This window comes from Streptomyces sp. NPDC028308 (assembly GCF_055565855.1).
In genome coordinates, this window is record NZ_JBVHTO010000002.1 from 599,833 (window position 1) to 620,125 (window position 20,293).

24 protein-coding genes are annotated in these 20,293 nt (G+C 72.7%); 9 read left to right on the forward strand and 15 right to left on the reverse strand.

Annotation, left to right across the window (positions count from 1 at the left end; genetic code table 11):
• Position 1: 1 nt before the first annotated feature.
• Positions 2 to 781 (reverse strand): hypothetical protein, encoded by a 780-nt coding sequence (locus ACZ4VA_RS07085; protein WP_468080194.1) that lies wholly within the window; start codon positions 779 to 781, stop codon positions 2 to 4.
• Between the two features lie 207 nt (positions 782 to 988).
• Positions 989 to 2,281 (reverse strand): PP2C family protein-serine/threonine phosphatase, encoded by a 1,293-nt coding sequence (locus ACZ4VA_RS07090; RefSeq protein ID WP_356167954.1) that lies wholly within the window; start codon positions 2,279 to 2,281, stop codon positions 989 to 991.
• A gap of 313 nt (positions 2,282 to 2,594) precedes the next feature.
• Here ACZ4VA_RS07090 and ACZ4VA_RS07095 point away from each other — a divergent pair, with 313 nt between their 5' ends.
• On the forward strand, positions 2,595 to 3,065 hold the full coding sequence (locus ACZ4VA_RS07095) for an STAS domain-containing protein (RefSeq protein ID WP_356167957.1): 471 nt from the start codon (positions 2,595 to 2,597) through the stop codon (positions 3,063 to 3,065).
• A gap of 154 nt (positions 3,066 to 3,219) precedes the next feature.
• On the opposite strand, the gene ACZ4VA_RS07100 is transcribed toward ACZ4VA_RS07095, so the two are convergent.
• The gene (locus tag ACZ4VA_RS07100) at positions 3,220 to 4,236 is read right to left on the reverse strand and encodes a DNA polymerase Y family protein (protein ID WP_468080197.1); all 1,017 of its coding nucleotides are present in this window, start codon (positions 4,234 to 4,236) and stop codon (positions 3,220 to 3,222) included.
• A 91-nt stretch (positions 4,237 to 4,327) separates the two neighbouring features.
• Here ACZ4VA_RS07100 and ACZ4VA_RS07105 point away from each other — a divergent pair, with 91 nt between their 5' ends.
• Positions 4,328 to 4,666, forward strand: a complete 339-nt coding sequence (locus ACZ4VA_RS07105; RefSeq protein ID WP_355787000.1) for a DUF6233 domain-containing protein — start codon at positions 4,328 to 4,330, stop codon at positions 4,664 to 4,666.
• A 39-nt stretch (positions 4,667 to 4,705) separates the two neighbouring features.
• Here the strand turns inward: ACZ4VA_RS07105 and ACZ4VA_RS07110 are convergent, their stop codons facing one another.
• From ACZ4VA_RS07110 to ACZ4VA_RS07120, 3 genes are read right to left on the reverse strand one after another with little or no spacing between them, the layout of a single operon-like run.
• Entirely contained in the window at positions 4,706 to 4,891 is a 186-nt protein-coding gene (locus tag ACZ4VA_RS07110) for a hypothetical protein (protein WP_355786997.1), read from the reverse strand.
• 57 nt (positions 4,892 to 4,948) lie between these two features.
• Positions 4,949 to 5,305: an STAS domain-containing protein gene (locus tag ACZ4VA_RS07115; protein ID WP_355786994.1), complete on the reverse strand. Its 357-nt coding sequence runs from the start codon at positions 5,303 to 5,305 to the stop codon at positions 4,949 to 4,951.
• Positions 5,302 to 6,324 (reverse strand): ANTAR domain-containing protein, encoded by a 1,023-nt coding sequence (locus tag ACZ4VA_RS07120; RefSeq protein ID WP_468080200.1) that lies wholly within the window; start codon positions 6,322 to 6,324, stop codon positions 5,302 to 5,304. Before ACZ4VA_RS07120 ends, ACZ4VA_RS07115 begins: the two co-directional genes overlap by 4 nt.
• Before the next feature lie 131 nt (positions 6,325 to 6,455).
• On the opposite strand from ACZ4VA_RS07120, the gene ACZ4VA_RS07125 reads away from it, so the two are divergent.
• The 6 genes from ACZ4VA_RS07125 (at position 6,456) to ACZ4VA_RS07150 (ending at position 11,883) form a co-directional block, all read left to right on the forward strand.
• Positions 6,456 to 6,815, forward strand: a complete 360-nt coding sequence (locus ACZ4VA_RS07125) for a helix-turn-helix transcriptional regulator (RefSeq protein WP_402378716.1) — start codon at positions 6,456 to 6,458, stop codon at positions 6,813 to 6,815.
• Positions 6,812 to 7,273: an ANTAR domain-containing protein gene (locus ACZ4VA_RS07130; RefSeq protein WP_468080202.1), complete on the forward strand. Its 462-nt coding sequence runs from the start codon at positions 6,812 to 6,814 to the stop codon at positions 7,271 to 7,273. Before ACZ4VA_RS07125 ends, ACZ4VA_RS07130 begins: the two co-directional genes overlap by 4 nt.
• A gap of 150 nt (positions 7,274 to 7,423) precedes the next feature.
• Positions 7,424 to 7,699, forward strand: coding sequence for a DUF5133 domain-containing protein (locus ACZ4VA_RS07135; RefSeq protein WP_356167969.1), 276 nt, complete (start codon positions 7,424 to 7,426; stop codon positions 7,697 to 7,699).
• Positions 7,700 to 8,282: 583 nt separating this feature from the next.
• Positions 8,283 to 9,092 (forward strand): SDR family oxidoreductase, encoded by an 810-nt coding sequence (locus ACZ4VA_RS07140; RefSeq protein ID WP_468080205.1) that lies wholly within the window; start codon positions 8,283 to 8,285, stop codon positions 9,090 to 9,092.
• Positions 9,093 to 9,782: 690 nt separating this feature from the next.
• Positions 9,783 to 10,550 (forward strand): BlaI/MecI/CopY family transcriptional regulator, encoded by a 768-nt coding sequence (locus tag ACZ4VA_RS07145; protein ID WP_468080207.1) that lies wholly within the window; start codon positions 9,783 to 9,785, stop codon positions 10,548 to 10,550.
• 685 nt (positions 10,551 to 11,235) lie between these two features.
• Entirely contained in the window at positions 11,236 to 11,883 is a 648-nt protein-coding gene (locus tag ACZ4VA_RS07150; RefSeq protein ID WP_468080209.1) for an ANTAR domain-containing protein, read from the forward strand.
• 47 nt (positions 11,884 to 11,930) lie between these two features.
• Here ACZ4VA_RS07150 and ACZ4VA_RS07155 read toward each other — a convergent pair whose 3' ends face one another.
• On the reverse strand, positions 11,931 to 12,389 hold the full coding sequence (locus tag ACZ4VA_RS07155) for an ATP-binding protein (RefSeq protein WP_355793775.1): 459 nt from the start codon (positions 12,387 to 12,389) through the stop codon (positions 11,931 to 11,933).
• Positions 12,390 to 12,696: 307 nt separating this feature from the next.
• Between ACZ4VA_RS07155 and ACZ4VA_RS07160 the strand changes: the two genes are divergently transcribed.
• Positions 12,697 to 13,284: a DUF6328 family protein gene (locus ACZ4VA_RS07160; RefSeq protein WP_356239861.1), complete on the forward strand. Its 588-nt coding sequence runs from the start codon at positions 12,697 to 12,699 to the stop codon at positions 13,282 to 13,284.
• A 24-nt stretch (positions 13,285 to 13,308) separates the two neighbouring features.
• On the opposite strand, the gene ACZ4VA_RS07165 is transcribed toward ACZ4VA_RS07160, so the two are convergent.
• From ACZ4VA_RS07165 to ACZ4VA_RS07200, 8 genes are all read right to left on the reverse strand, one after another.
• Entirely contained in the window at positions 13,309 to 13,866 is a 558-nt protein-coding gene (locus ACZ4VA_RS07165; protein ID WP_468080211.1) for an ATP-binding protein, read from the reverse strand.
• The gene (locus ACZ4VA_RS07170) at positions 13,863 to 14,234 is read right to left on the reverse strand and encodes an STAS domain-containing protein (RefSeq protein WP_355794210.1); all 372 of its coding nucleotides are present in this window, start codon (positions 14,232 to 14,234) and stop codon (positions 13,863 to 13,865) included. Before ACZ4VA_RS07170 ends, ACZ4VA_RS07165 begins: the two co-directional genes overlap by 4 nt.
• A 130-nt stretch (positions 14,235 to 14,364) precedes the next feature.
• Positions 14,365 to 14,730, reverse strand: coding sequence for a PRC-barrel domain containing protein (locus ACZ4VA_RS07175; RefSeq protein WP_468080214.1), 366 nt, complete (start codon positions 14,728 to 14,730; stop codon positions 14,365 to 14,367).
• Positions 14,731 to 14,904: 174 nt separating this feature from the next.
• Positions 14,905 to 15,300 (reverse strand): STAS domain-containing protein, encoded by a 396-nt coding sequence (locus ACZ4VA_RS07180; RefSeq protein ID WP_356239856.1) that lies wholly within the window; start codon positions 15,298 to 15,300, stop codon positions 14,905 to 14,907.
• Complete coding sequence (locus ACZ4VA_RS07185; protein ID WP_356167987.1) at positions 15,297 to 16,415, reverse strand: cobalamin B12-binding domain-containing protein; 1,119 nt, start codon at positions 16,413 to 16,415, stop codon at positions 15,297 to 15,299. Before ACZ4VA_RS07185 ends, ACZ4VA_RS07180 begins: the two co-directional genes overlap by 4 nt.
• Positions 16,412 to 17,995 (reverse strand): PP2C family protein-serine/threonine phosphatase, encoded by a 1,584-nt coding sequence (locus ACZ4VA_RS07190; protein WP_468080217.1) that lies wholly within the window; start codon positions 17,993 to 17,995, stop codon positions 16,412 to 16,414. The genes ACZ4VA_RS07185 and ACZ4VA_RS07190 overlap by 4 nt, the downstream gene beginning before the upstream one ends.
• Before the next feature lie 354 nt (positions 17,996 to 18,349).
• On the reverse strand, positions 18,350 to 18,520 hold the full coding sequence (locus ACZ4VA_RS07195; protein ID WP_356167993.1) for a hypothetical protein: 171 nt from the start codon (positions 18,518 to 18,520) through the stop codon (positions 18,350 to 18,352).
• 177 nt (positions 18,521 to 18,697) lie between these two features.
• The gene (locus tag ACZ4VA_RS07200) at positions 18,698 to 20,200 is read right to left on the reverse strand and encodes an ABC transporter permease subunit (RefSeq protein ID WP_468080340.1); all 1,503 of its coding nucleotides are present in this window, start codon (positions 20,198 to 20,200) and stop codon (positions 18,698 to 18,700) included.
• Positions 20,201 to 20,293 lie beyond the last annotated feature (93 nt).

The following is a 20,293-nucleotide window of genomic DNA, read 5'->3' on the forward strand; positions in this document are numbered from 1 at the left end:
GTCACGCCCCCGCGACGCTCTCCTCGTAGAACACCGCCACGAGGCGGTCGCTGAAGCGGCCGGGGGCCGAGAACCCGGCTTCGGCGGCCCGGTGCAGCCGTACCGTCTCGTCGGCGAGCGTCACCGCGACGACGGGGCAGTCCTCGATCCGGTTGCCCCCCGGGTCGCACCGGCCGACATCGGCGAGGGAGCGCCCCGGGCAGACCGCGCGTGCGGGCAGCTCGACTTCGAGGGCCAGGTCGCCGGTGCGCGCGAAGCGGTGGACACCCGACTCCGGCCGGGGCACGGGTTTGCCGGCCGGGCCCCGCACCACCCGTGCCGTCAGGCCGCGCGCGGAAGCGATACGGCCCTCGCCGCGCGGCCCCTGGATGTCGATGGTGGCCTGTCCCCTCGCGACCGTGCCCTTGCCCGTGTCGGGCAGGAACAGCGGCCGGGGGCCGGGATCGAGGCGCACCGTGACGGTGAAGGTCGACAACCCGTCGGCGTGCGGGCCCTTGCCCGAGTACTCGTAGGACCCGATGGACAGCGAGGGCACGGCGGCGGGCTCCTCGCCCTCCCCCCTCGGCACCGGCCGGGGAGAGCGGGTACTGCCGCACTCGGAGAGGGCGGCGGTCACCCCGCCGGGCAAGGACACGTCCTTCAGGGCCCCGCCCAGCGCGTGCAGGCGTCCGCTCCGCTCGTGCGACAGGGGGCCCTGGGCCGACAGGATCAGCAGGATGAGGGCGAGCGGCACCGCCAGCGCCGCCCACGCCCGGCCGGAGGGCCCGGAGATCCGGTTCATGTCAGACAGAGCCCCGTCCCGCGATCGTGCCCACCAGGCTCACGCCCCACCCGTCCCGTTGCCCGTCTCCTGCCTCTGTGTACTGCGTACCACGGCCGGAGAACGTCACTGCGGGCGGGCGTGCGGCGCACCGCGACTCCAGCGCCGTAGGCATCGCCAGTCACTCGCGTGACTGCGGACGGTGTCGCGCCGCGAGGTGACTGCTCGTCAGGTCGTGGGCAGGCGGAGCGCGAGGAGGGCCACGTCGTCGGTGGAGTCGGCGGCGAGCCCGGTGAGGAGTTCGTCGCACAGGGCGTCGAGCGGTCGGCTGTGCAGGGCCGCGGCGTGCTGGCGCAGCCGGGTGAGGCCGTCGTCGAGGTTCTCACCGCGCCGTTCGAGAAGACCGTCGGTGTAGAGCAGGATCGTGCTGCCGGGCTGGAGCGGGTGCTGGGCGTCCACACGTCCCTCGGCGGGACGGACGCCGAGCAGCAGGCCGTGGGCGTCTTCGAGATAGTGGGTGTCGCCCTGATCGGTGATCAGCAGCGGCGGCGGATGCCCGGCCGTGGCCCAGTGCAGTTGCCACGGCCCGCCGGAAGGTCCCTTGAGCAGGGCGTAGATGCAGGTCGCCGTCGTGTGCTCGTACAAGGTGCTCACCGCCATGTCGAAGCGGTGCAGGATCTTTGCGGGTGGCTCCTGCCGGTCGCACGCGATGCCACGCAGCATGTTGCGCAGCTGGCTCATGGTGACGGCCGCCCGCAGGTCGTGGCCGGTGACGTCGCCGATGATCAGGGTGGTGTCGCCCCGCGGCAGAAGGAAGCTGTCGTACCAGTCGCCTCCGACGTCCGCGCCGGTGGCGGCGGGCGCGTAACGGGCGGTGATCTCCAGCCCGGGGATGTCGGGCAGCTCGGGCAGGAGGGAGCGCTGCAGCCGCTCGGCGATCCTCTGCGTCTCCCTGTGCAGGCGGGCGTTGTCCAAAGCCAGCGCGATCCGGTGCGTGAGGTCCTCGACCAGCGCCAGGTCCGCCTCCCGCAGGGCCGGACGGCCGGTGTGGCGGACGATGGTGAACGCCCCGAGCACCCGGCGCCGGGCACGCAGCGGCGCGACGATGAGGTTGTCCCCGCCCAGCCGGGCGAAGAGTTCGAGATTCACCGCGTGCAGCGGATCGCTCGCCTGGTCGGCTGTCGGCACGTCCTCGGCCGACAGGAGAAGTGGTCCGGCACCCAGCAGGACCCGGGACAGCGGACCGGTCGCGACGGCCGGCACCTCGGGCAGCGCTCCGGTCGGATCGGCCAGGAGGACGGCCGGGTCGTGGTGGGTCAGGCAGATCCGCTCCAGCCGGCCCTCCTCGTCGAGCAGGTCCGCCATCACCCAGTCGGCCAGCCGCGGCACCACGATGCGGCACACCCGGCGCAGCCCCTCCACCGCGTCCAGCGTGCTCGACAGCGCGTCGGCGATGTCGTTCAGGAGGGTGAGACGGTCCAGCGCCTGCTGGAGCGCCACATCCACGTCGAAGTCGTCCACCCGCCCAGCCTTCCCGCCGGGTCCGCTTCCCTATCAGCCACCGTACGTCGCTCACCTCGCGCGGGCGTTCGAGTGCGTCGGCGGCCTCGTTCGTTGCATGCTGTACGCGCCCCTCTCGTCGCAGCGGGCAGGGCCGCGCCCGTCACGTGCCAGCCACGCCGATCGGGACGATCGCCCTCCCCGAGGCATGCGAGGCGTATTGCGGGGAAGGAGAGCCGCGGCTCCGCCGGCACGCCGGGAGGAGCCATGGCCGTTGGGAAAGCAGCGGCCGACTGCAGTCATGACCGGCACGGCCGGTCGGAAAGTGACGGGTGTGCGCCGGGAGACGGTACGGCGACTGCAGGTCCGCCAGGCCGAACAGGGGCCGGGCGGCATTCTGCTGCGCGTCTCCGGCGAACTCGACGTGCACACGGGCCCCCGGCTCCGGGAGGCCATCGGGCGGGCCGTTCCCGAGCTCACCGGCGGAGATCTCGAAGTCGACCTCTCGGATGTCGCCTTCTGCGACGCGGGCGGCCTCTACACGCTCCTCGGGGTCAGCGACGCCCTGCACATGATCGGCGTCAGCCTACTGATCACCCGCACCAGCCCCAGCGTCGAAGCGGTCCTGGACTCGACCGGCTCGCTCACCCGCCTGCCCCTGCGCGACACGGCCCGCGACCGGCCCGCCGGGCACGCACACGACACGCACGGACGAGGGCGCGACGCGCTCGGCCCCGGACACGGGCACAGCACGCGGGGGCACGACCCGCACGGGCACGACGGGCCGGATTCGCCCACCTCCTGAAGAAACCTTTCTGGCCTGGTCGCGGACGGGCGGAGTACTCACTCACCCGGCACCGGCGCGCGAGACGGCCACCCGTCGAGGCGATCGCCTCCGGCGGGGAGCGAAGCCGGTCCTCGGCGATCGCGACCTCGGACTCCGCGGTCGCCAGGTACGCCTAGGAAGCCTTGCCGAGCAGGGCGGCCGGTCCGATCGCGTCAGGACCGAACTTGTCGCGGATGCGGTCGCTGACCTCTTCCGCGACCAGCCGGGCCTCGCGCGCCCCGTCCAGGCTGATCTGCTCGGCGACCTGGCCGGCGTCGACGAGGTCCTCGGCCCTCAGCGCGACGCCCGTCAGACGGCCGCGCTGGAGTCCGGCGGCGTCGATCAGGCGGTAGGCGGTCATCCGCAGGTCCTCGTCGTGGGCCGAGGCGGCCGGCAGGCGACGGGTCCGCTCCCAGGACGTACCCCCGGCGAACCGGAGCGTCAGCGTCAGGCCGCGGGCCGCCTGGCCCCGTCGGCGCAGCCGGTGCCCGAGCTCGACGACGAGGTCCAGCAGGGCCGCGCGGACAGCGGCGCCGTCCAGGGTGTGCTGAGTGAAGGACCGCTGCACGCGGGCCGAGGCGGGGAGGGCGCGGGGCGCGACCGGGCGGGGATCGATGCCGCGGGCCCGGTCGGCGGCGAGCCGTCCCGCACGGCCGCCCAGGACGCGTTGCACGGTCGCCGGAGGGACCGAGGCCAGCAGGCCGACACAGTGCACGCCGTAATCCCGCAGCGCGGCCGCCTGGCGCGGCCCGATGCCGTGGAGGGCTTCGACGGGCAGGGGGCCCAGCCAGTCCGTCACCTGGTCGGGCGTCACCGCGAGGACGCCCCCGGGTGCGGCGACCTGGCCCGAGGCGGTGGCCGCGACGGTGATCGTCGGGCCGACGCCGACGCGGACGTCGACGCCCAGCCGGGAGATGGTCCGGATGCGCAGCACCTCCCCCAGCCTGCGGGCGTCCGTGCCGTGGTAGCGCAGGGCACCCTTCAGCTCCACCAGGGCGGCGGTCGGCGGCAGGGCCTGCACCACGGGAGAGAGTTCCGACAACTGCTCCAGGACCTGCCGGTAGACCTCCTCCGGCACGGCGTCCGGGCAGCGCACATGCATCACGCTCGCCACCCCCGACGTCCGGTGTGCCTCCGTACCTGCGGTCATGACACCCACCTCCTGCTCCCCAGACTATCGAACATAAATTCGAACACGCGAGGTGGCGAGGCCCCGCCGGTCTGGATCTAGAATCGGATACATGTTCGATGACCTGCCGCCCGACCTGGCACGCCTGCTGACCCTGCGGGTCTGGCACGCCATGTGGCTGGAGCGCATCGACCGGAAGATCGCGGCCGTCCGGAGCAGGGAGGCCGAGCGGGAACAGGGCCGCAGCAGCCGCCCCGCCGCGCCGGACTGGATCGTCGAGCTGGGCATCGGCGAGGGCCGCCTGCCCGTCGAACTCCACGCGGGCGACTGCTACGCGGCGGGCAAACGGCGCCGTCCCGTCAGCCGCGAGGAGGCGCGCAGCCTGCTCGCCTCGGGACTGCGGGCGTGCACCCACTGCGAACCGCAACTGGAGCTCGGCATCCTGGAGTAGGGCGCGTGCGGCGGGCCCGCTCTCCGCGGGATGGCGCCGTCACCCCTCGTCCGGGTGCGCTTCCGTCTTCAGTGCCCAGTACTCCCCCGCGCAGCCCGCGGGCAGCGGAGGGAACCGGTGACCGCGCACGTCCGTGCTCCAGTGGTGCTCACCACCGCAGTCGCACTCGTAGATGCCGCTGTCCGGCACGATCTGGCCGGGGTGGTACGTCTCACGCTCGCTCATGCCCTCTGTCTACGACGCCGCTCCCCCGCCCGCGACCCGGCCGCCGGTCCGGCGGCCTCAGTTCCGCAGCGCCTGCTGGAGCGAGCCGTGGCAGTCGATCACGGAGTCGACCCCGACGATCCGCAGGACCCGCAGGACCGACTGCGACGGAGCGGCCAGGCGCACCCAGCCCTGGGCGGCGACGGCGTTCCGGTGAGCGAGGATCAGGGCGTTGACGCCGGCCGAGTCCATGAAGGACACCTGACTCAGGTCCACCACGGTGCGCGGACTCGCGAGGTCGCGCGGCGCCCGGAAGGCGCGCCGGAACTCCCCGCCGGTGGTGTGGTCGACCTCACCGTCGAGCGCCAGCACCGTCACGCCGTCGGGAGTGGTGGAACGAGTGACCGACAGTCGTCCGGGCGGCACCGGGCTCATCCCACCCCTCCGCGGGCCGCCACGGGCACATGGACCTTGGCGACGGCCGTCATCAGCTGGCGCCGGACCCGCTCGGGGAGGGCGTCCGCCGTGATGGCGTCCACCAGATCGCCGGCCACGTCGTGCAGTTCGGTGTCGGTGTTCCGCGAGACCGACACCAGGACGCTCCAGGCGGCCTCGGCGCTCAGTCCGAAGGACGCCATGAGGATCCCGCGGGCCATGTCGATGACGGGCCGTGCCCGCATCGCCCGCCGCAACTGCCGGAGTTCGACGGACGGCTCCTGCCCGACGCCGCTCCCGGACTTCCTCACGTCACCGGATGCCGGGGCTGTGTCGGCGCGAGTGCCGGCGTCCCCGCCGCGGACGTCGGCATGCGCCACCGCGTCCGCCGCGGCAGGGCCGGGCATCGGCTTACCGCTGACGGGACGCGTGACACCGGGCTCCGCGTCCCGTATGACAGGCTCAGGCATGGGCTCCGGCTCCCCGCCCTCGGGGCGTGCGGCACCGGGCCCTTCGTCTCGTACGACAGGCTCAGGCGTCCCCTCCGGCTCTCCCCCCGCGGGGTGTGCGGCGCCGGCCGGTGCGTACGCGTCGCCGCTCCGGTCGGGCCCCTCGCCCTCACCCGCGCAGGTGAACAGGGGTACGGCGCCGGTGATCGAGAGCAGCCTGTGCACGGCGACACCGGCCGTCCGGACGACGACCGTCCTGCCTGCCTCCAGAGCCCGTCGGCGAAGACGCAGCAGCACGTTGAGCCCGGAGCAGTCGCAGAAGACGACCCCGCCCATGTCGAGGTCGATGCCACCGGCCGAACCGGCGAGGGCCGCACCCAGCCGGTGTTCGAGCATCTCCTCGGTGTCCATGTCGATCTCACCGCGCACGGTGACGACCGTCCGGTCACCGGCGGGGACCGCCCGGACCGTCAGCTGCGGGGGTCCGCCCGCGCGCGCCGGCGAGGCGGGGGCCGCGGAGACGTGGCCGTCTCCGCTCATGAGCTGCGCGGGATGCGCACGTTGTTGCATGGCAGTCGCTCCCAAGGCATCCACCGTCTCCGCCTCTCCAGACTCGGCCCGGCACAGCGTACACGTCAAGAGATACAGGAAATCTCTTTCACCCTTTTGTATACGCGAATCGAACGTCCTATCCTGGCGGCATGGGAGGAGTACCTGAGACGCACGTCGGCTGGACGTTCCTCACGAACCACGCCCGCGTTCTGGCCGCGATCGCCGACGACAACACGACCCGCATCCGCGACATCGCCGCGCGCTGCCGGCTGACGGAGCGAGCCGTCCAGAAGATCGTGTCCGACCTGGAACGGGACGGCTATCTCACGCACACCCGGCAGGGGCGCTCCAACTCGTACCGCATCGAACGGGGCACCATCCTTCGTCACCCCGCCGACGCCGGGCTCACCGTCTCGGACCTGCTGACACTCATCGCTCAGCACGACGGGCGACCCCGGGAACTGCAGACGGCGGGGACACAGGGACAGCCCCGGGAAGCCGAGCGATGACCACGACACCGCCCCGCGACGGCGCCCGGAGGGACGGACGGTCCCCCGGGCCGCAGGACGGCGACGCCGTACGCGGCTCAACCGGACGGGAGTTGAGGGAATCGCTGACCTCCGACACCTCAGCCCCGGCGGCAGCGGAGCCTGCCGGCGGGCAGTCGTCCCCGCGGGCGGAGCAGGACGCGGTGCGGATGTCGCGCCTGGAGGACGAGAACCTCCAACTCCAGGAGGCGGTGCGCTCGCACGCCGTCGTCGACCAGGCCATCGGCGTCGTCCTGGCGGTGGGCCGGCTCTCACCCGACGCGGGCTGGGAGGTACTGCGGAACATCTCGCAGAACACCAACATCAAGCTGCGGCACGTGGCCGAACTGATCGTCGACTGGGCGCGCACCGGCGAACTGCCCGCCGAGGTACGCGAGCGACTGGAGCACGAACTGGGCACGCGGGAGACGGGGACGTGACCGGACAGGACCGGGCTGCCGCCGTGGGCCGACGGGCGCCTGCGGAAGAAAGTGAGAGTTGAGGCGTGAGAGGCACCGACCGGGGTATCCGGGCTGTGCCCCCACCGCGGACACCGCCTGTCCAAGGCGTCGTTGTGAAGGAGAACGACCATGCTGATGGCCCACCCCGCCGTTCTGGCGAACCTCATCTCCCAGTACGAAGCCCTCAGCGCGCTGCACGCCGAGGACGGCAACGAGGAGGCCCGCCGACGCCTCGACGACGTCACGTACACCCTGTGCGTCGCCACCGGCACGCGTGACATCGACGCCGCCCTCATCGCCGCCCGCCACCGGCTGCCCGGCGCCCGCCCGTTCGACGACTCCGTCGTCACCGCGCCCATGGCGGGCAGCCGCACCGCCGACGAGGAGAGCCTGGCCGCTCTCTAGCCGTCGAACCACCCCCGTGGGGCACACGGCGCCGGTGGCGGAAGTCCCGTGAAGAGGTGCGGTCCGAAGTGCGGAAGGACTCGGACCGCACCTCTTCCGCGTGCGCCGCGCGTCTTTCATGTGCGCCGGGCCATTTCCGTGTACGCCGCGACATGACACGTCGCACGGGATCCTCTGCCGGTTTGTTGCGCCGACCGGGCACGGTCGTCTCCGCGCCAGTTACCGGCGGCCCGGGACGGGAACCCATGCCGGGTCAGCCGATGACGCGGGCGCACACCGGGCGCGCGTCGCACATGACCGGACGAGGAGCAGACGAGGATGACCACGGCACGAGACATCTCCTGACTGTCAGGCACACACCCGCGCCGGGGTTCGTGAGGCGCACGAGCCTCGCCCGCGCCGGCAGTCGATGGCCGCCACCCGGCACCCGGCAGTCAGCAATCAGTAGTCGGCGGACATCGGCCGTCGTTTCGCCGGTACGCCCCCGGGTACTGCGACACCCCGTTCCCCCACACATGTACGGCCGTGACAGCGGTGGCCGAGGTCAGTCGGCGCGCACGGGCACGGCCGCGAGGAGGCATCGATGAGCGCGTCCCCCGACTCCCCCGCCAAGGCGGCCATCGTCACCGGCGCCGACTCCGGCATCGGCCGGGCCACCGCGGTCCGGCTCGCCGAGGCGGGCATGGACGTCGGCATCACCTGGCACAGCGACCACGAGGGCGCCGAGAGGACGGCCGACGAGGTCCGCGCCCTCGGCCGGCGCGCCGCCGTGGCCCGACTCGACCTCACCCGGCTCCCCGAGGCCGCCGACATCATCGACGAGCTGGCCGACCGACTGGGCCGCCTCGACGTGCTGGTCAACAACGCGGGCACCGGCACCGCCACACCCTTCCTCGACCTGCGGCTCGACGACGTACGACGCGTCCTCGACGTCGACCTCGTGGGTCCGTTCCTGTGCGGTCAGCGTGCGGCCCGCCTCATGATCGCCCAGGGTGAGGGCGGCCGTATCGTCAATGTCACCTCCGTGCACGAGCACCAGCCCCGGGTGGGCGCCGCCCCGTACTGCGCGGCCAAGGGCGGCCTGGGTCTGCTCACCCAGGTGATGGCACTGGAACTGAGTGAGCACGGCATCACCGTCAACGCGGTGGCACCCGGTGAGATCGCCACACCCATGACCGGGCAGGAGGACACCGACGTGCACACCGAGCGCCGGCCCGGCATCCCTCTGGGCCGCCCCGGCGACGCGCGCGAGGTGGCCGCCGTGATCGCCTTCCTCGCCGGTCCGGACGCCTCGTACGTCACCGGTGCCTCCTGGGTGGCGGACGGCGGGATGGTACGGATGGGTCCGCAGGCCGGCTCGCACCTCCAGAGCGACGACTGGCGGCGCCCCTGAGTCAGGGGACACATCGCGGGCGCCCCTGACATGACCGGGTGTCCGTGACCCCCGACTTCACCGTCCGTCACGTCAACTCGAGTTCTGGCAAGGGGACTTGAGGAATGCCACCGGGGTCGCACACAAGAGGCGCACCTTCCCGCCGGCGTCAGTGGTACCGGCTCACCGGTGACTCGGTCACCGGTTCGGGAAGGTGCGCCTCTCGCATGTCATCAGGGAGACCGCGCACAGCTCTTCCACATCCTCATACCGAGTCGCCGATGTGTGAGTGACCTGAGAAGTGTCACTTCGACATGGGTACTTCTGTTCACCCCGGCAGGTCCGTCACTTCAGGGAAAGCGAGCCTCCGGCTTTGCAGACGGAATATGACCGACTCCCCTTCCCATCAACTGACTTCCCAGGTCAGGGGGGTTCATGGACGCGTACGGAAAGCGACATGTACCCCCTGCCGGCACCCCCGCGGGCCGCCCCCCTCACCCGGCTTGTGAAGCCGGTGAATTGAGGTGGGCATCACTGAGCAGGGCACATTCCCTTCCACTCATGCGTACTATCTCTAGGCTGGTGCCTGCCGCAGTGGTTGCGACTGCAGCCGAGTCCAGTCATCGCAAACGGGAGACAACCCCCATCCCTTCGTGGCCCAGGTGCCCTCATTCACACGCCGGGGCCGCGAATTCGAGAAAGGCCGCTGACATGACCGACACCCAAGCCCGCTCCACCGAACTGACGTCGCAGTACATCGCCCAGGTGACGGGCGACCTGGAGCGGAACGTCAAGGAGCAGGAGCGCATCGGTACCGAGATCGAGGCCCTTCAGGAGCAGCTCCAGGCCCTGCGGCACGACCACACCGTGCTGGTCACCATGCAGCAGGCGCTCAGCGCCGGGAACATCGCCGCCGCCGAGTCGGTCGCGCGGCTGGACACCAAGACCACGCCGACCGTGCCCCACCAGGCGACGGCCGAACCGAAGCAGGCCAAGTCCGAGCCGAAGCAGAGCAAGGCGAAGAAGGCGGCCTCCGCGAGCGCCCGGAAGCCCGCGGCCAAGAAGCCCGCCACCAAGGCTCCCGCCAAGGCCCCCGCGGCCAAGAAGTCCTCCCCGTCCGCGAAGACCTCCTCGACGAAGGCCTCCTCGACCGCGAAGCCGGCCGCGAAGACCGCGGCCCCCGCAGCGGAGAAGGCGGACAAGGCTGCCGCGAAGCCGACCCTCGTCGAGCTGATCCGCGGCCACCTGGAGCAGCAGAGCGAGCCCCGCTCGGCCGCCGAGATCGCCACCGCGCTCACCCAGGCCCACCCCGACCGCAGCATCAAGACCACGGTCGTGCGCACCACGCTCGAAGGTCTCGTCGCCAAGAGCCACGCCCACCGCAGCAAGCAGGGTTCGTCCGTCTTCTACACGGCCGCCACCTCCCCGGAGCAGGCTTCGGCTTCCGACGCCCCGCAGACGGAGGCCGCAGCCGGCTGAGCAGCGCCTACCGCTCATCGCCCCGGCGAAGAAGTGGCCGGCCAGGAGGCGGAGCACGCGAGAGGCGGCACCGCCTCGGTCATGCCGGTGCGGTGCGGCAGCGAGAGCGCACGGGTCGGGCGCGCGTCGGGGCGTCTTCGACGAGGACGCCCGACTCCGTCCGGTGACACCGGTCCGGCCTGAATGCTTGGAGCCCCCGGTGCCTCGGAGTGAGTCGGCCCGCGCATGCCGTCCCGGGCCCGCCAAGCCGTGCCCGCTCAACTGCCCTGTCCTTCAGGGCATTTCACCCAGTTCACTGCCACCTTCTGATGACTCGGCCCGTCGGCCATGACCACATCGTCCCGTCCTGATGCCCCTCGCTCGGACTCCGCGGCGAATCAGCCCGAGACATGTCGGGCCGTCGGACACCTGACTCCTCGGGCTCGCCTGACGTGAGTTCACCGCGACATGTGCCGGGCCGACCTTCGCGGCCGCTCGTCGAACCGGCCCCCGACGCAGGTGCCCTTGGGGCAGGTGCGACGAGAGTGCCTGGTGGGCGGGCATGCCCCGCGGTCCGGTCGCGCACCGCGCGATCCATCGCCACCCGACTTTCTTCCGGGGTGGCGGCCTGTGATGCCGTCCTGAGGGTAGAGGTATGCGGCTGCCTGCCGAGAGACAGACGCCGTCAGTAAGGACGCACTTCACCATGAGTCAGGGGGCCGAGCTTCCTCCCGCCACCCTCTTCGGTGGCATCGAGCCCGTCACCGATCCCACCGTGCTGCGCGAGGAGATCGACCGGCTCCGCCAGGGGAGCGCCGAGCTGCGGGGGCGTCTGCACGCCCATCCGCCGATCTCCCTGGCGCAGGGTGTGCTCATGGAGCGCTACCGGCTACCCGGGCCCGAGGCCGCGTTCACGTTGATGCGTGAGAGCTCCCAGCGGTTCAACATCAAGCTGCACACGCTCGCCGACGCGGTCGTCCGCACGCCCGAACCGGACGCCGCGCGGCCCCCGTCCGGCAGCCGCTCAGCACAGGAGCCACCGCCGCTGCCGGGTCTGCAACTGGACCCGGCCGGACACCGCAACCAGGGCGCGGTCCTGTCGGCCGCGCTGCGCCGGGTCCTGGACATCACCCGGGCCGGCATGGGGAACGTACAACTCGCCGAGGGCGGCCGGCTGCGGATGGAGAAACATGTCGGCCTGAGCCGCGACTTCACCGGCTTCTTCGCGTTCGTCGAAGGGCCCACGACGTCCTGCGCCCAGGCCGCCGAGAGGGCCGGCCACCGAACGCGGAACAACGCGTGTGAGGAGCACGGCATGAGAGTGCGAAAGAGTGGGCCTCCGCGGACGCCGTAAGCTCAGAACGCCGTCGAGGCACGGAAGTTGGGCGTCGCCGGCGCGGGTCAGGCGGGCGCCGACTCCAAGGCGATGCGCACCCTGACACGCTTGCCGACGGGCTCACGCCGGACGTCTATCTCCCCGCACAGCGCCGTGACGATCTCCAGGCCGTGCCGTCCGACCCGGCCTGGATCGGGCACGTCCGGGACCGGCACCCTGAAGCTGCTGTCCCACACCCTGATCTCCAGCGACCGGCCGACCAGCACCAGGTCGAGGGCGCAGGGCCCCGGCGCGTGTTTGCAGACGTTCGTGACGAGTTCACTGACGACCAGCTGCACCGCTCCCACCACCCGGGTGGACAGCGCGATGCGATACGCCCGCTGGAGACGCTCCATGAAGTCGGCGGCCAGGTTCCGCGCCGCCCTGATCGAGTCGGAGGCGCCGTCGTAGACGGCCCCCGCCCAGGGCAACGGCCCCGGTAGAACCATGTCTGCGCCGCCGTCGCCGGCAACAGCTTCCACCATCCTGGTCCCCTTGCCCGGACCGGCACGCTCGGTCCGACTCCGGGCGCCTACCCCCGATACCCCGCCGAACACCCTGCGGCACCCGGACCGTCACCCGGTCCGGCCAAAGAACTCGCCCGCCCCGCGGCGCCCTGGTCGCCCGGCAGCGCTGCCGGCGCGACCTCTACGGCCGAGGTGCGTCCGCCGGGCCCCAGTGCGCCCCCCGCTTCGCTTGTGCGCGGGCAACTCGCCTGGTCAGGTCGTGATCAGGCGTTTGCCGGGTACTAGGACCAGACCACCGAGGGTTCCAGGGGAGAGGAGCAGTGCCTTGAGTCTGACGGACGAGAGATCTCAGGGGGCGCACGAGGCGAGTGCGTCGGCCGAGCGGGTCGAGGACGGGGAGCACGCCACCAAGGGCTCGAGCGGCGGTCAGGGCGAGGAGTCGGAAGTCGAGCGCGTCAACCGGCGCTGGAACGAGATACTCCAGGAGACGCGGGTCGCGCAGACCGGTGTGCAGATCCTGTTCGGCTTCCTGCTGAGCGTCGCCTTCACGCCCCTGTTCCGGGAGTTGGGGACCTTCGACCGGACGGTGTACGTCCTCACCGTCGTCCTGGGCGCGGCGGCGACCGGCGCCCTCATCGCGCCCGTCTCGATCCACCGCTTCCTCTCGGGCCAGCGGATGAAGGACGAACTCGTCGCCGCCGCAGGTCGGTTGATGATGTGCGGCATCGTCCTGCTGGCGCTCACCATCGGCTGCACGGTTCTCATCATCCTGCACGTGGTGCTGCCCAGCCTGCTGGCGGAGATCCTGGCCGGCGTGGTCATGCTGTGGTTCGCCTTCTGCTGGTACCTCCTGCCGTTGATCCTCAGGCGGCGCGCCGACAAGGCCGACAAGAAGGACGAGGGCGCGCGGTGAGCCGGCGCGTGCGCGCCGGTACCGTCATCGGATGGCCTCGCCGTCTCCGGTCAGCGGGACCACGACGCTGATCGCCTTGCCTCCCCCGGGACACCGCTCGACGGTGATGTCCCGGGCCAGGCGGATGATCAGAGGCCAGCCGTAGCCGTGTCCGAGATGGTGTCCGGGCATGGCGCTCGGTCCGAGGGCGCCGAGGGGAACGACGTCGCTGTTGTCGCGGACGGTCAGCCTGAGCCCGTCCGCCGTGTCGGTGACCTCGAACCCGGCGACGCCCCGCCCGTGCCGTACGGCGTTGGTGACCAGTTCCGAGGTCACCAGCAGCAGGTCGACGACGGCTTGCGCGCTCGCCCTGCGGGCCCCGGAGTCCCACCGCTCGCGCACCACCGCACGGACCTGCTCGCGGGCCGCCGTAGCGGTGGTGACCGTGTGTTCCGGCGTGAGGGTGCTTCCGCGACCGCCGGGGACCGGGCCCCCGCGTACCCCGTCCACACGGTCCGTCGCCATGTCGCCCGAGACCACTTGCCCGGCACCCGTACCTCCGGGTGCCGGGGTGCCCGCGATGGCGGGACGGACGGGCGTCACCGGGCGTCTCCCTCGAACGGAAGGGCCATGGCCGTCTGCACGTCGTCGGCAAGCACGAAGAACCCGGCGGTCCCCGTCACGTCGAAGAGCCTTCTGACGGTGTCGCTGAAGGGCCCGGACACGATCAGGAGCCGTCCGCGGGCCCGGTGGGCGCGCTGCGCCGCGAGCAGTACGTGCAGGATCGAGGAGTCGGCGAAATCCGTGCCGGAGAGATCGACGATCGCTCGGGGGGCGTTCACCCGGTGTGCGAGGTCCAGCGCCTCCTCCAGCTTGGACGCGCTCGCGTAGTCGATGTCGCCCCCGACCCGCACCACGAAGGAGTCCTGAGCCGACCCGTGCGTGACGGTGGCCTCCAACTCGTCGGACATGGCCGCTCTTTCCGTTCGCACGACGCTCGGGCACTCTCGTGGACGGGTCCCGGAGACTTCGGGCGTCCGGTGTTCCTTCCGGGTGCGCGGGGCTTTCGGATGCAGCACCGCGGAGACCGCCCGGTGCGGGTCAGGCGGGCTGCCTCGGCGGCAGGCCCTGGTAGTAGCTGCCCACCCGCTCCAGGTAGGCGGGATCCTGTGTCTCCCGGTCCGTCTTGAACACGGGCGCCGACTTGACCTCGTCCCGGGTGCACACCACGGTGATCTTCTGTGCCTGCGTGTCGACGCCGGTGACGACGCCGGCGGGCACCAGGACGCTCTTGCCGAAGACCCAGACCCCGGTGTCCACGATCAGGTGGCGCATGCCGGAGTCGTCGGCCTGCCGGTCGACGTGCCCTATCGTCCCGTCGGTCGCCTCGACGGCGTAGCCGGTGAGGTCCTGCCCCTCCGAGTAGGCGCACTGCGGAGGGTACGACCAGATTCTTTCGGTGATCACGATGCTCCTCTCCTCCTCCACCACCGGTCCGGTGCGCCGACGACCGTCCCGCGGTGGGGAACTGCCAGGTGGAGCGCGAGAGGCGGAGAGACTGCTCCGCCGCGCTCCACAGCAGCCAATACCCCCCGAACGGAGCCGCATTCGGCGGGGATTCCCGGCGTGTGCGACTTCCCGTCAGGTGGCGGGGCGTCCCGCGACCTCACCGAAGCCCTGGCCCCGCTCGCCGGGCGGCGCGGTGAGGTGGCCGCGGGTCCCCGTCACGTCGAGGAGCCGCTCCAGGACGGCGGGCAACTCGTCCAGGTGGAGCCGGGTACGGGCCGCGTCCGTACGCCTGCGGATCATCAGCAGGGCGGACAGTCCCATGGAGTCGATGCCGTGCAGGTCCGTGAAGTCCAGGCGCAGTGAGGCCAGTTGTGCCGGGACGCACGGGGGCGTGCCGAGGACGGAGTCGACGGCGGCCGTCAACTCGTCGCAGGTCTCGTGGTCGAGGTCTCCGGCGACGCGGACGACGGCCTCGGTGGCGTCGACGTCGACGGTGACCGAGAAGGGCGGTGGCTGCAGGGTGGTCATGCGGGCTTTCCGGTGCCGGGGTTCTTCGATGCTGGTGTGCGCGTGCCGAGCGCCTCCCGCGCCAGGGCCAGGGTGCGGCAGGCTCGCGGGAAGTCCTTGAGCTGCCCGGCGAGCAGGTCTAGTGCCGGGTCGAGGCTTCGTACGGGGACGTGGCGGGCGGCGAGGATGTCGGCGGTCCAGACGATGAACGTCGTGAACAGCCGCGGGTCGGCGACGTACAGGGCGGTGGCGAGGTAGTCGACGATGTGGGCGAGGTCCTCGGCCGTGTGCTCACGCTGCTGGTCGGTGTAGCCGCGCATCGGGCTGAAACGGTCCTCCAGCTGCGTCAGCGTCTGCCTGACGAGCTGCCGGCGGGTCCGTACGACCATGGTGTATTCCTGGTCGGCCAGGTGCGGCAGGGCGTCCACCGGCTGGTGGAGGGCGAGCGGATCCGGCCGGGCGAGACCGCGTTCGAGCGCCGCGGCGGCCTCCCGCGCGTCCGGGGCCCAGGCGTCGGCTCCCACCGCACGGGCGTAGCGGCCGTCGGGGCCGAAGGCGGCGCCGCCCACCATGACGGGGACGCCGGCGGCCTGGCACGCGGTGACGGCGGTGTGCGCCGTCGGCAGGTGCGTGGGGATCGAGGAGGACAGGGCGACCGCGTGGGGACCGGTCCGGTGGAGGTGCGCTATGAGGTGCGGGGTGGGCACCTGGGCGCCGAGGAAGTCCACCTGCCATCCGCGTAGCCGCAGCACCTCCGAGAGGAGCCTGGCGGGCAGCGCGTGCCATTCCCCGTCCACGCAGGCCACGGTGACGCGGGACCGGGGCGGGGCGCCGGGTGTCTGGGGGCGGGGGCCGGTGTGATGGGCGAGCGCGGCGATGACCCGGTCGTGTATCGCGGTCGCCGCGTGTTCCTGGGCGACGGTGAGCCGGTTGGCGGCCCATTCGGCACCCACCTTCGCCTGAACCGGGGCGATCAGGTCCAGCAGGACCGATTCGGCATCCGCCGTCGCGTCGAGGGTGTCGAAGACCACGGCGGAGGCACCGAACTCGTCGCCGTCGCCGACCGCCGCCCACAGGCGTTCGCGGGCGGACTCGAGGACCGCGTCGCCGGTGGCGGGGGCGGAGGAGACAGTCATGCGGTGTACCTGCCCCTGGTGTGGCCGTTCACCGCGCTGAGGTGCGCGTGGTGCGGCGCGGTGACCGCGACCACGGCCATGTCGTCGTGGGCGCCGCGGCCGACCCACTGCGAGGCCAGCATCTGGACGTGCTCCACCAACGCCTCGGCGGGCATCGCCGCGCACCGGGTGAGCGCGGTCACGAGCCGCTGGACGCCGAACAGCTCGTCCCCCAGCGGTCCGCCCCTGGCCTCGGTGATGCCGTCGGTGAAGAACAGACACGTCTCGCCGGGGGCCAGCTCCACGTCGGCGGTGGTGGAGCTGATGTCCGGGAAGGCTCCGACGAGCGTCCCGCGGGTCTGGACCGTCTCGACCCGGCCGTCGGCCCGGACGATCAACGGCGGAGGATGTCCGGCGCTGGTGACCCTCAGGTGGACCGAGCCGCCCCGGCGGGCCACCGAGGCCAGGGCCAGGGTGGCGAAGCGGGTGTGGTGCGAGCTGATCAGAGCGCCGTTGAGCAGCCCCAGGAGCCGCTGATGGTCACCGGCGAGGGGCAGCAGCGCCTGCACGGTGTTACGGATCTTCCCCGTGAGCACCGCGGCCTCCAGGCCCTTGCCGCACACGTCCCCGAGGACCACGAGGGACTCCTGGTCCGCGTCGGCGCCCGGGTGGACGTCGTAGAAGTCCCCGCCCACCCGCTCGGTCTGCCCGGAGGGGCGGTACGCGCCGGCGAACTCCACCCCGTGCACGCTCCGCAGCCGCGGCGGCAGCAGCTCGCGCATCAGGGTGTCGGTGATGGCCGCCTGCTCCGCGTACATGCGGGCGGCCGAGATGGCCGCGCCCGCCCGGGCCGCGAAGAGGCGGGCGAAGATCTCCTCGCTGTCCGTGAAGGCCCTCTGCGCGCTGGAGCGGAGCAGGACGAGCGCGCCCGCCGGTACTCCGTGGCCGGGCAGCGGGGTGACCACGGCGGAGCCGACCGGGCCGGTGAAGTCGGCGGGGACGGCCCAGTCGGGCACGGCGGCGGGGTCGATCCACCGGGACGGCACGGGCGGGAAGCCCCGCAGGGCGTCGCTCAGGCCGGGGACCTCGTCGGGGTCCGCCTGGACCACCCTGTGCTCGATCTCACCACTGGTGACGCAGTACGTCAGCGGCAGCCGGTGGCCGCGCACGGGGCCGACGATGACGGCGGCGTCCGCCAGGTGCTCGGCGGCCATCCGCGCCGTGGCCTCCATGCAGCGCTCGACGTTCAGCGAGGACAGCAGCGTGCTGGACGCGCCGGCCAGCACGGCGGTGCGGCGGCGTTCGGTCGCGAGTGCCTCCTCGGCGAGCCGCCGGTCCGTGTCGTCGACCAGCCACCACATCACGTCGCCGTCGGCGGTGCGGGTGGGGTGGGCCTCGAACGAGCGGTCACCGACCCTGCCGTGGGCGGGCGGCCGCTCCCGGGACGCGTCCGTACCCTCGGGTCCGGTTCCGACGCGGACGTGGGCGTCAGCCATCCAGGCCGGGACCACGTCCTGCAGCCAGGCCCCGCTCACGGCGTCCGGGAACAGGGCCGCGGCGGCGGCGTTCACCCCGAGGACACCACCCGCTGGATCCGCCACGACGACGGGATAGGGGGCCGCGCCCCACGTGGCACCGAGGTGTGCGCCACGCGAGCTGACAGGTGTCTGCTGGGGAATGTCCACAAGTTAGGGCGCGCGTCCGCGAGCCCACCGCCCTTCCGGCGACGACGACTGTTTCCGTCCGACAACCATCTCCTGCCGGACAGCGCAACTGCAAGTCGCATCCGCGGACCGGTCGCGACGGGAAGTGGACGGCCACCGGACGTACGGTCACGGCCACGGCATCCCGGGACGGTCCGCCGGGCGTCCCCCGCCCGGGGCTCGGAGCGGCCGGCCGCACACAGCGAAGCGGCGGGGCACGGCACTACCGCCGCACCCCGCCGCCGCGCCGGGTCACCGTCTGCGGCTCGCCCAGCCGCTGCCGATCCCCGCGACGTGCAGGGCCAGCAGAGCGAGCCCGATCAGCATGAAGTTGGTCGAGGTGAACACGTCGTTCGTCGAGATGTCGGCCGCGTTGATCAGGAACGCGATGAAGAACAGGACCGCTGCCACGATGCCCAGCATGGGGATCTCCTTTTCGAAGTGGTGAACTCCGGATGCCCCCAAGTCGGCGCCCGACACTGCCCGTTCGGACACCGTGTCGCCGGACCCGGACATCGCTCGGCCTGGCCTCCGGCGGAGGGGGTCACCAGGTGTGCGGGAGGCGGGCGGTGGCGGGTGTGCGCGAGCGGCGGGCACCGGTCACCGGACGCCCGTCCCCGTGGCGCCGACGGGTGCGTGCCGACGCGGCCCCGGCTCGCCGGGAAGCGGCCCGGTCACCCGCCGTCGCCCGCGCCCGGTCCGCCACGGCCACCGCACGCCGTCCGCCGCCGTCACCGCCAGCGCCCCGAAGAGGGCGAGGACGGCGGCCGGGGTGAGGACGGCCCAGGGTGCCCGCTCGGCGTACGGCTGGTTCTCGGCGAGCAGCAGTCCCCATTCGGGGGCGGGCGGCTGGGCGCCCAGGCCCAGGAAGCCCAGGGCGGCCAGGGCGAGGGCGACGCCGGGCAGCCGCAGCAGGGCGTGGCGGGTGACGGGCGGCAGGACTGCGGGCAGCAGACCGCGGCGCAGCACGAAGAGGGGTCCCGCGCCCAGGCTGCGGGTCGCCAGCAGATGCGGCGTGGCTCGCTCCTGGCGCACCAGGGCGGAGGTGTGCGCGGCCAGCGGGGCCCAGGCGACCGCGGCCACGGCGAGGGCCGGCGTCGCGCGTCCGGCGCCCGCCGCACCGGCGACGAGGAGCCCGGCGAGGACGGGCGGCACGGCGTTGACGGTGTCGACGAGGGGTCCGGACAGCCGGGGCAGCAGCCCGAGCAGTACTCCGGCGAGCAGGGCGGCGGCACTGATGAGGAGGGCCTGGGTGAGCGTGCCGGCGGCGCCGTGCCCGACCCGGGCCAGGACGTCGCGGCCCAGTGCGTCGGTGCCGAACGGATGGGCCCGGGAAGGGCGTTGGAGTCGGGCCGCCGTGTCGAGGGCGAGGGGGTCGCGGGGGACGGCGAGTGCGATGACGCCGAGCAGGACGGCCGCGTACGGCAGGGGCACCGCCCGTGGGGTGGCGGGCCGCGGGGTCGGCGGTGGCGGCAGCGCGCCGTCGCGCAGGGCGGGACCGGTCAGCAGGCCGACCGCAGGACGGACGAGGGCGGCGGTGGTCGCGGCGAGCAGGACGAGGGCGAGGGTGCCGGCCTGGAGCACGGGAAGGTCCTGCGCCACCGCCGCCAGGAGCGTGCCGCGGCCGAGTCCGGGGATGTCGAAGATCTGCTCCACGGCCACCGAGCCCCCGGTCAGGCCGACCGCGAACAGCCCCGCGTTGGGCAGCAGTCCGGGAGCGCAGCGGCGCAGCGCCTGCCGGGCGACGCGTCGGCCCGGGATGCCGCGGGCGGCGGCCGCGCGGGCCCAGGGTTCGGCGAAGGCGCCGAGCAGCATGTCGTCGAGGAGCCGTCCGAGCAGCGCTCCGGCGGGGAGCCCGAGGGCGAGGGCGGGCAGTACCGTCCACCGCGGCCCGTACCAGCCGAGTGCGGGCAGCCAGCCGAGCTGGACACCGACGACGGTGGCCAGCACCGACGCGATCAGGAACTCGGGCAGCGCGGCCACGACGGCCGCCCCCGCACCCTTGGGGCGGCGGCCGGCGAGCCCGCGTCGCGCCCCGAGCCGCAGGGTGCGCGCGCAGACGGCCCCGGCCGTGAGGGCGGCGGCCGTCAGCGCGCAGGCCATCAGGAGCAACGACACCCCGAGCGCCTGGGCGACGGAGGGGGCGACCTCGGTGCCGGAGATCCAGGAACGGCCCGCGTCGCCGTGTGCCAGGCC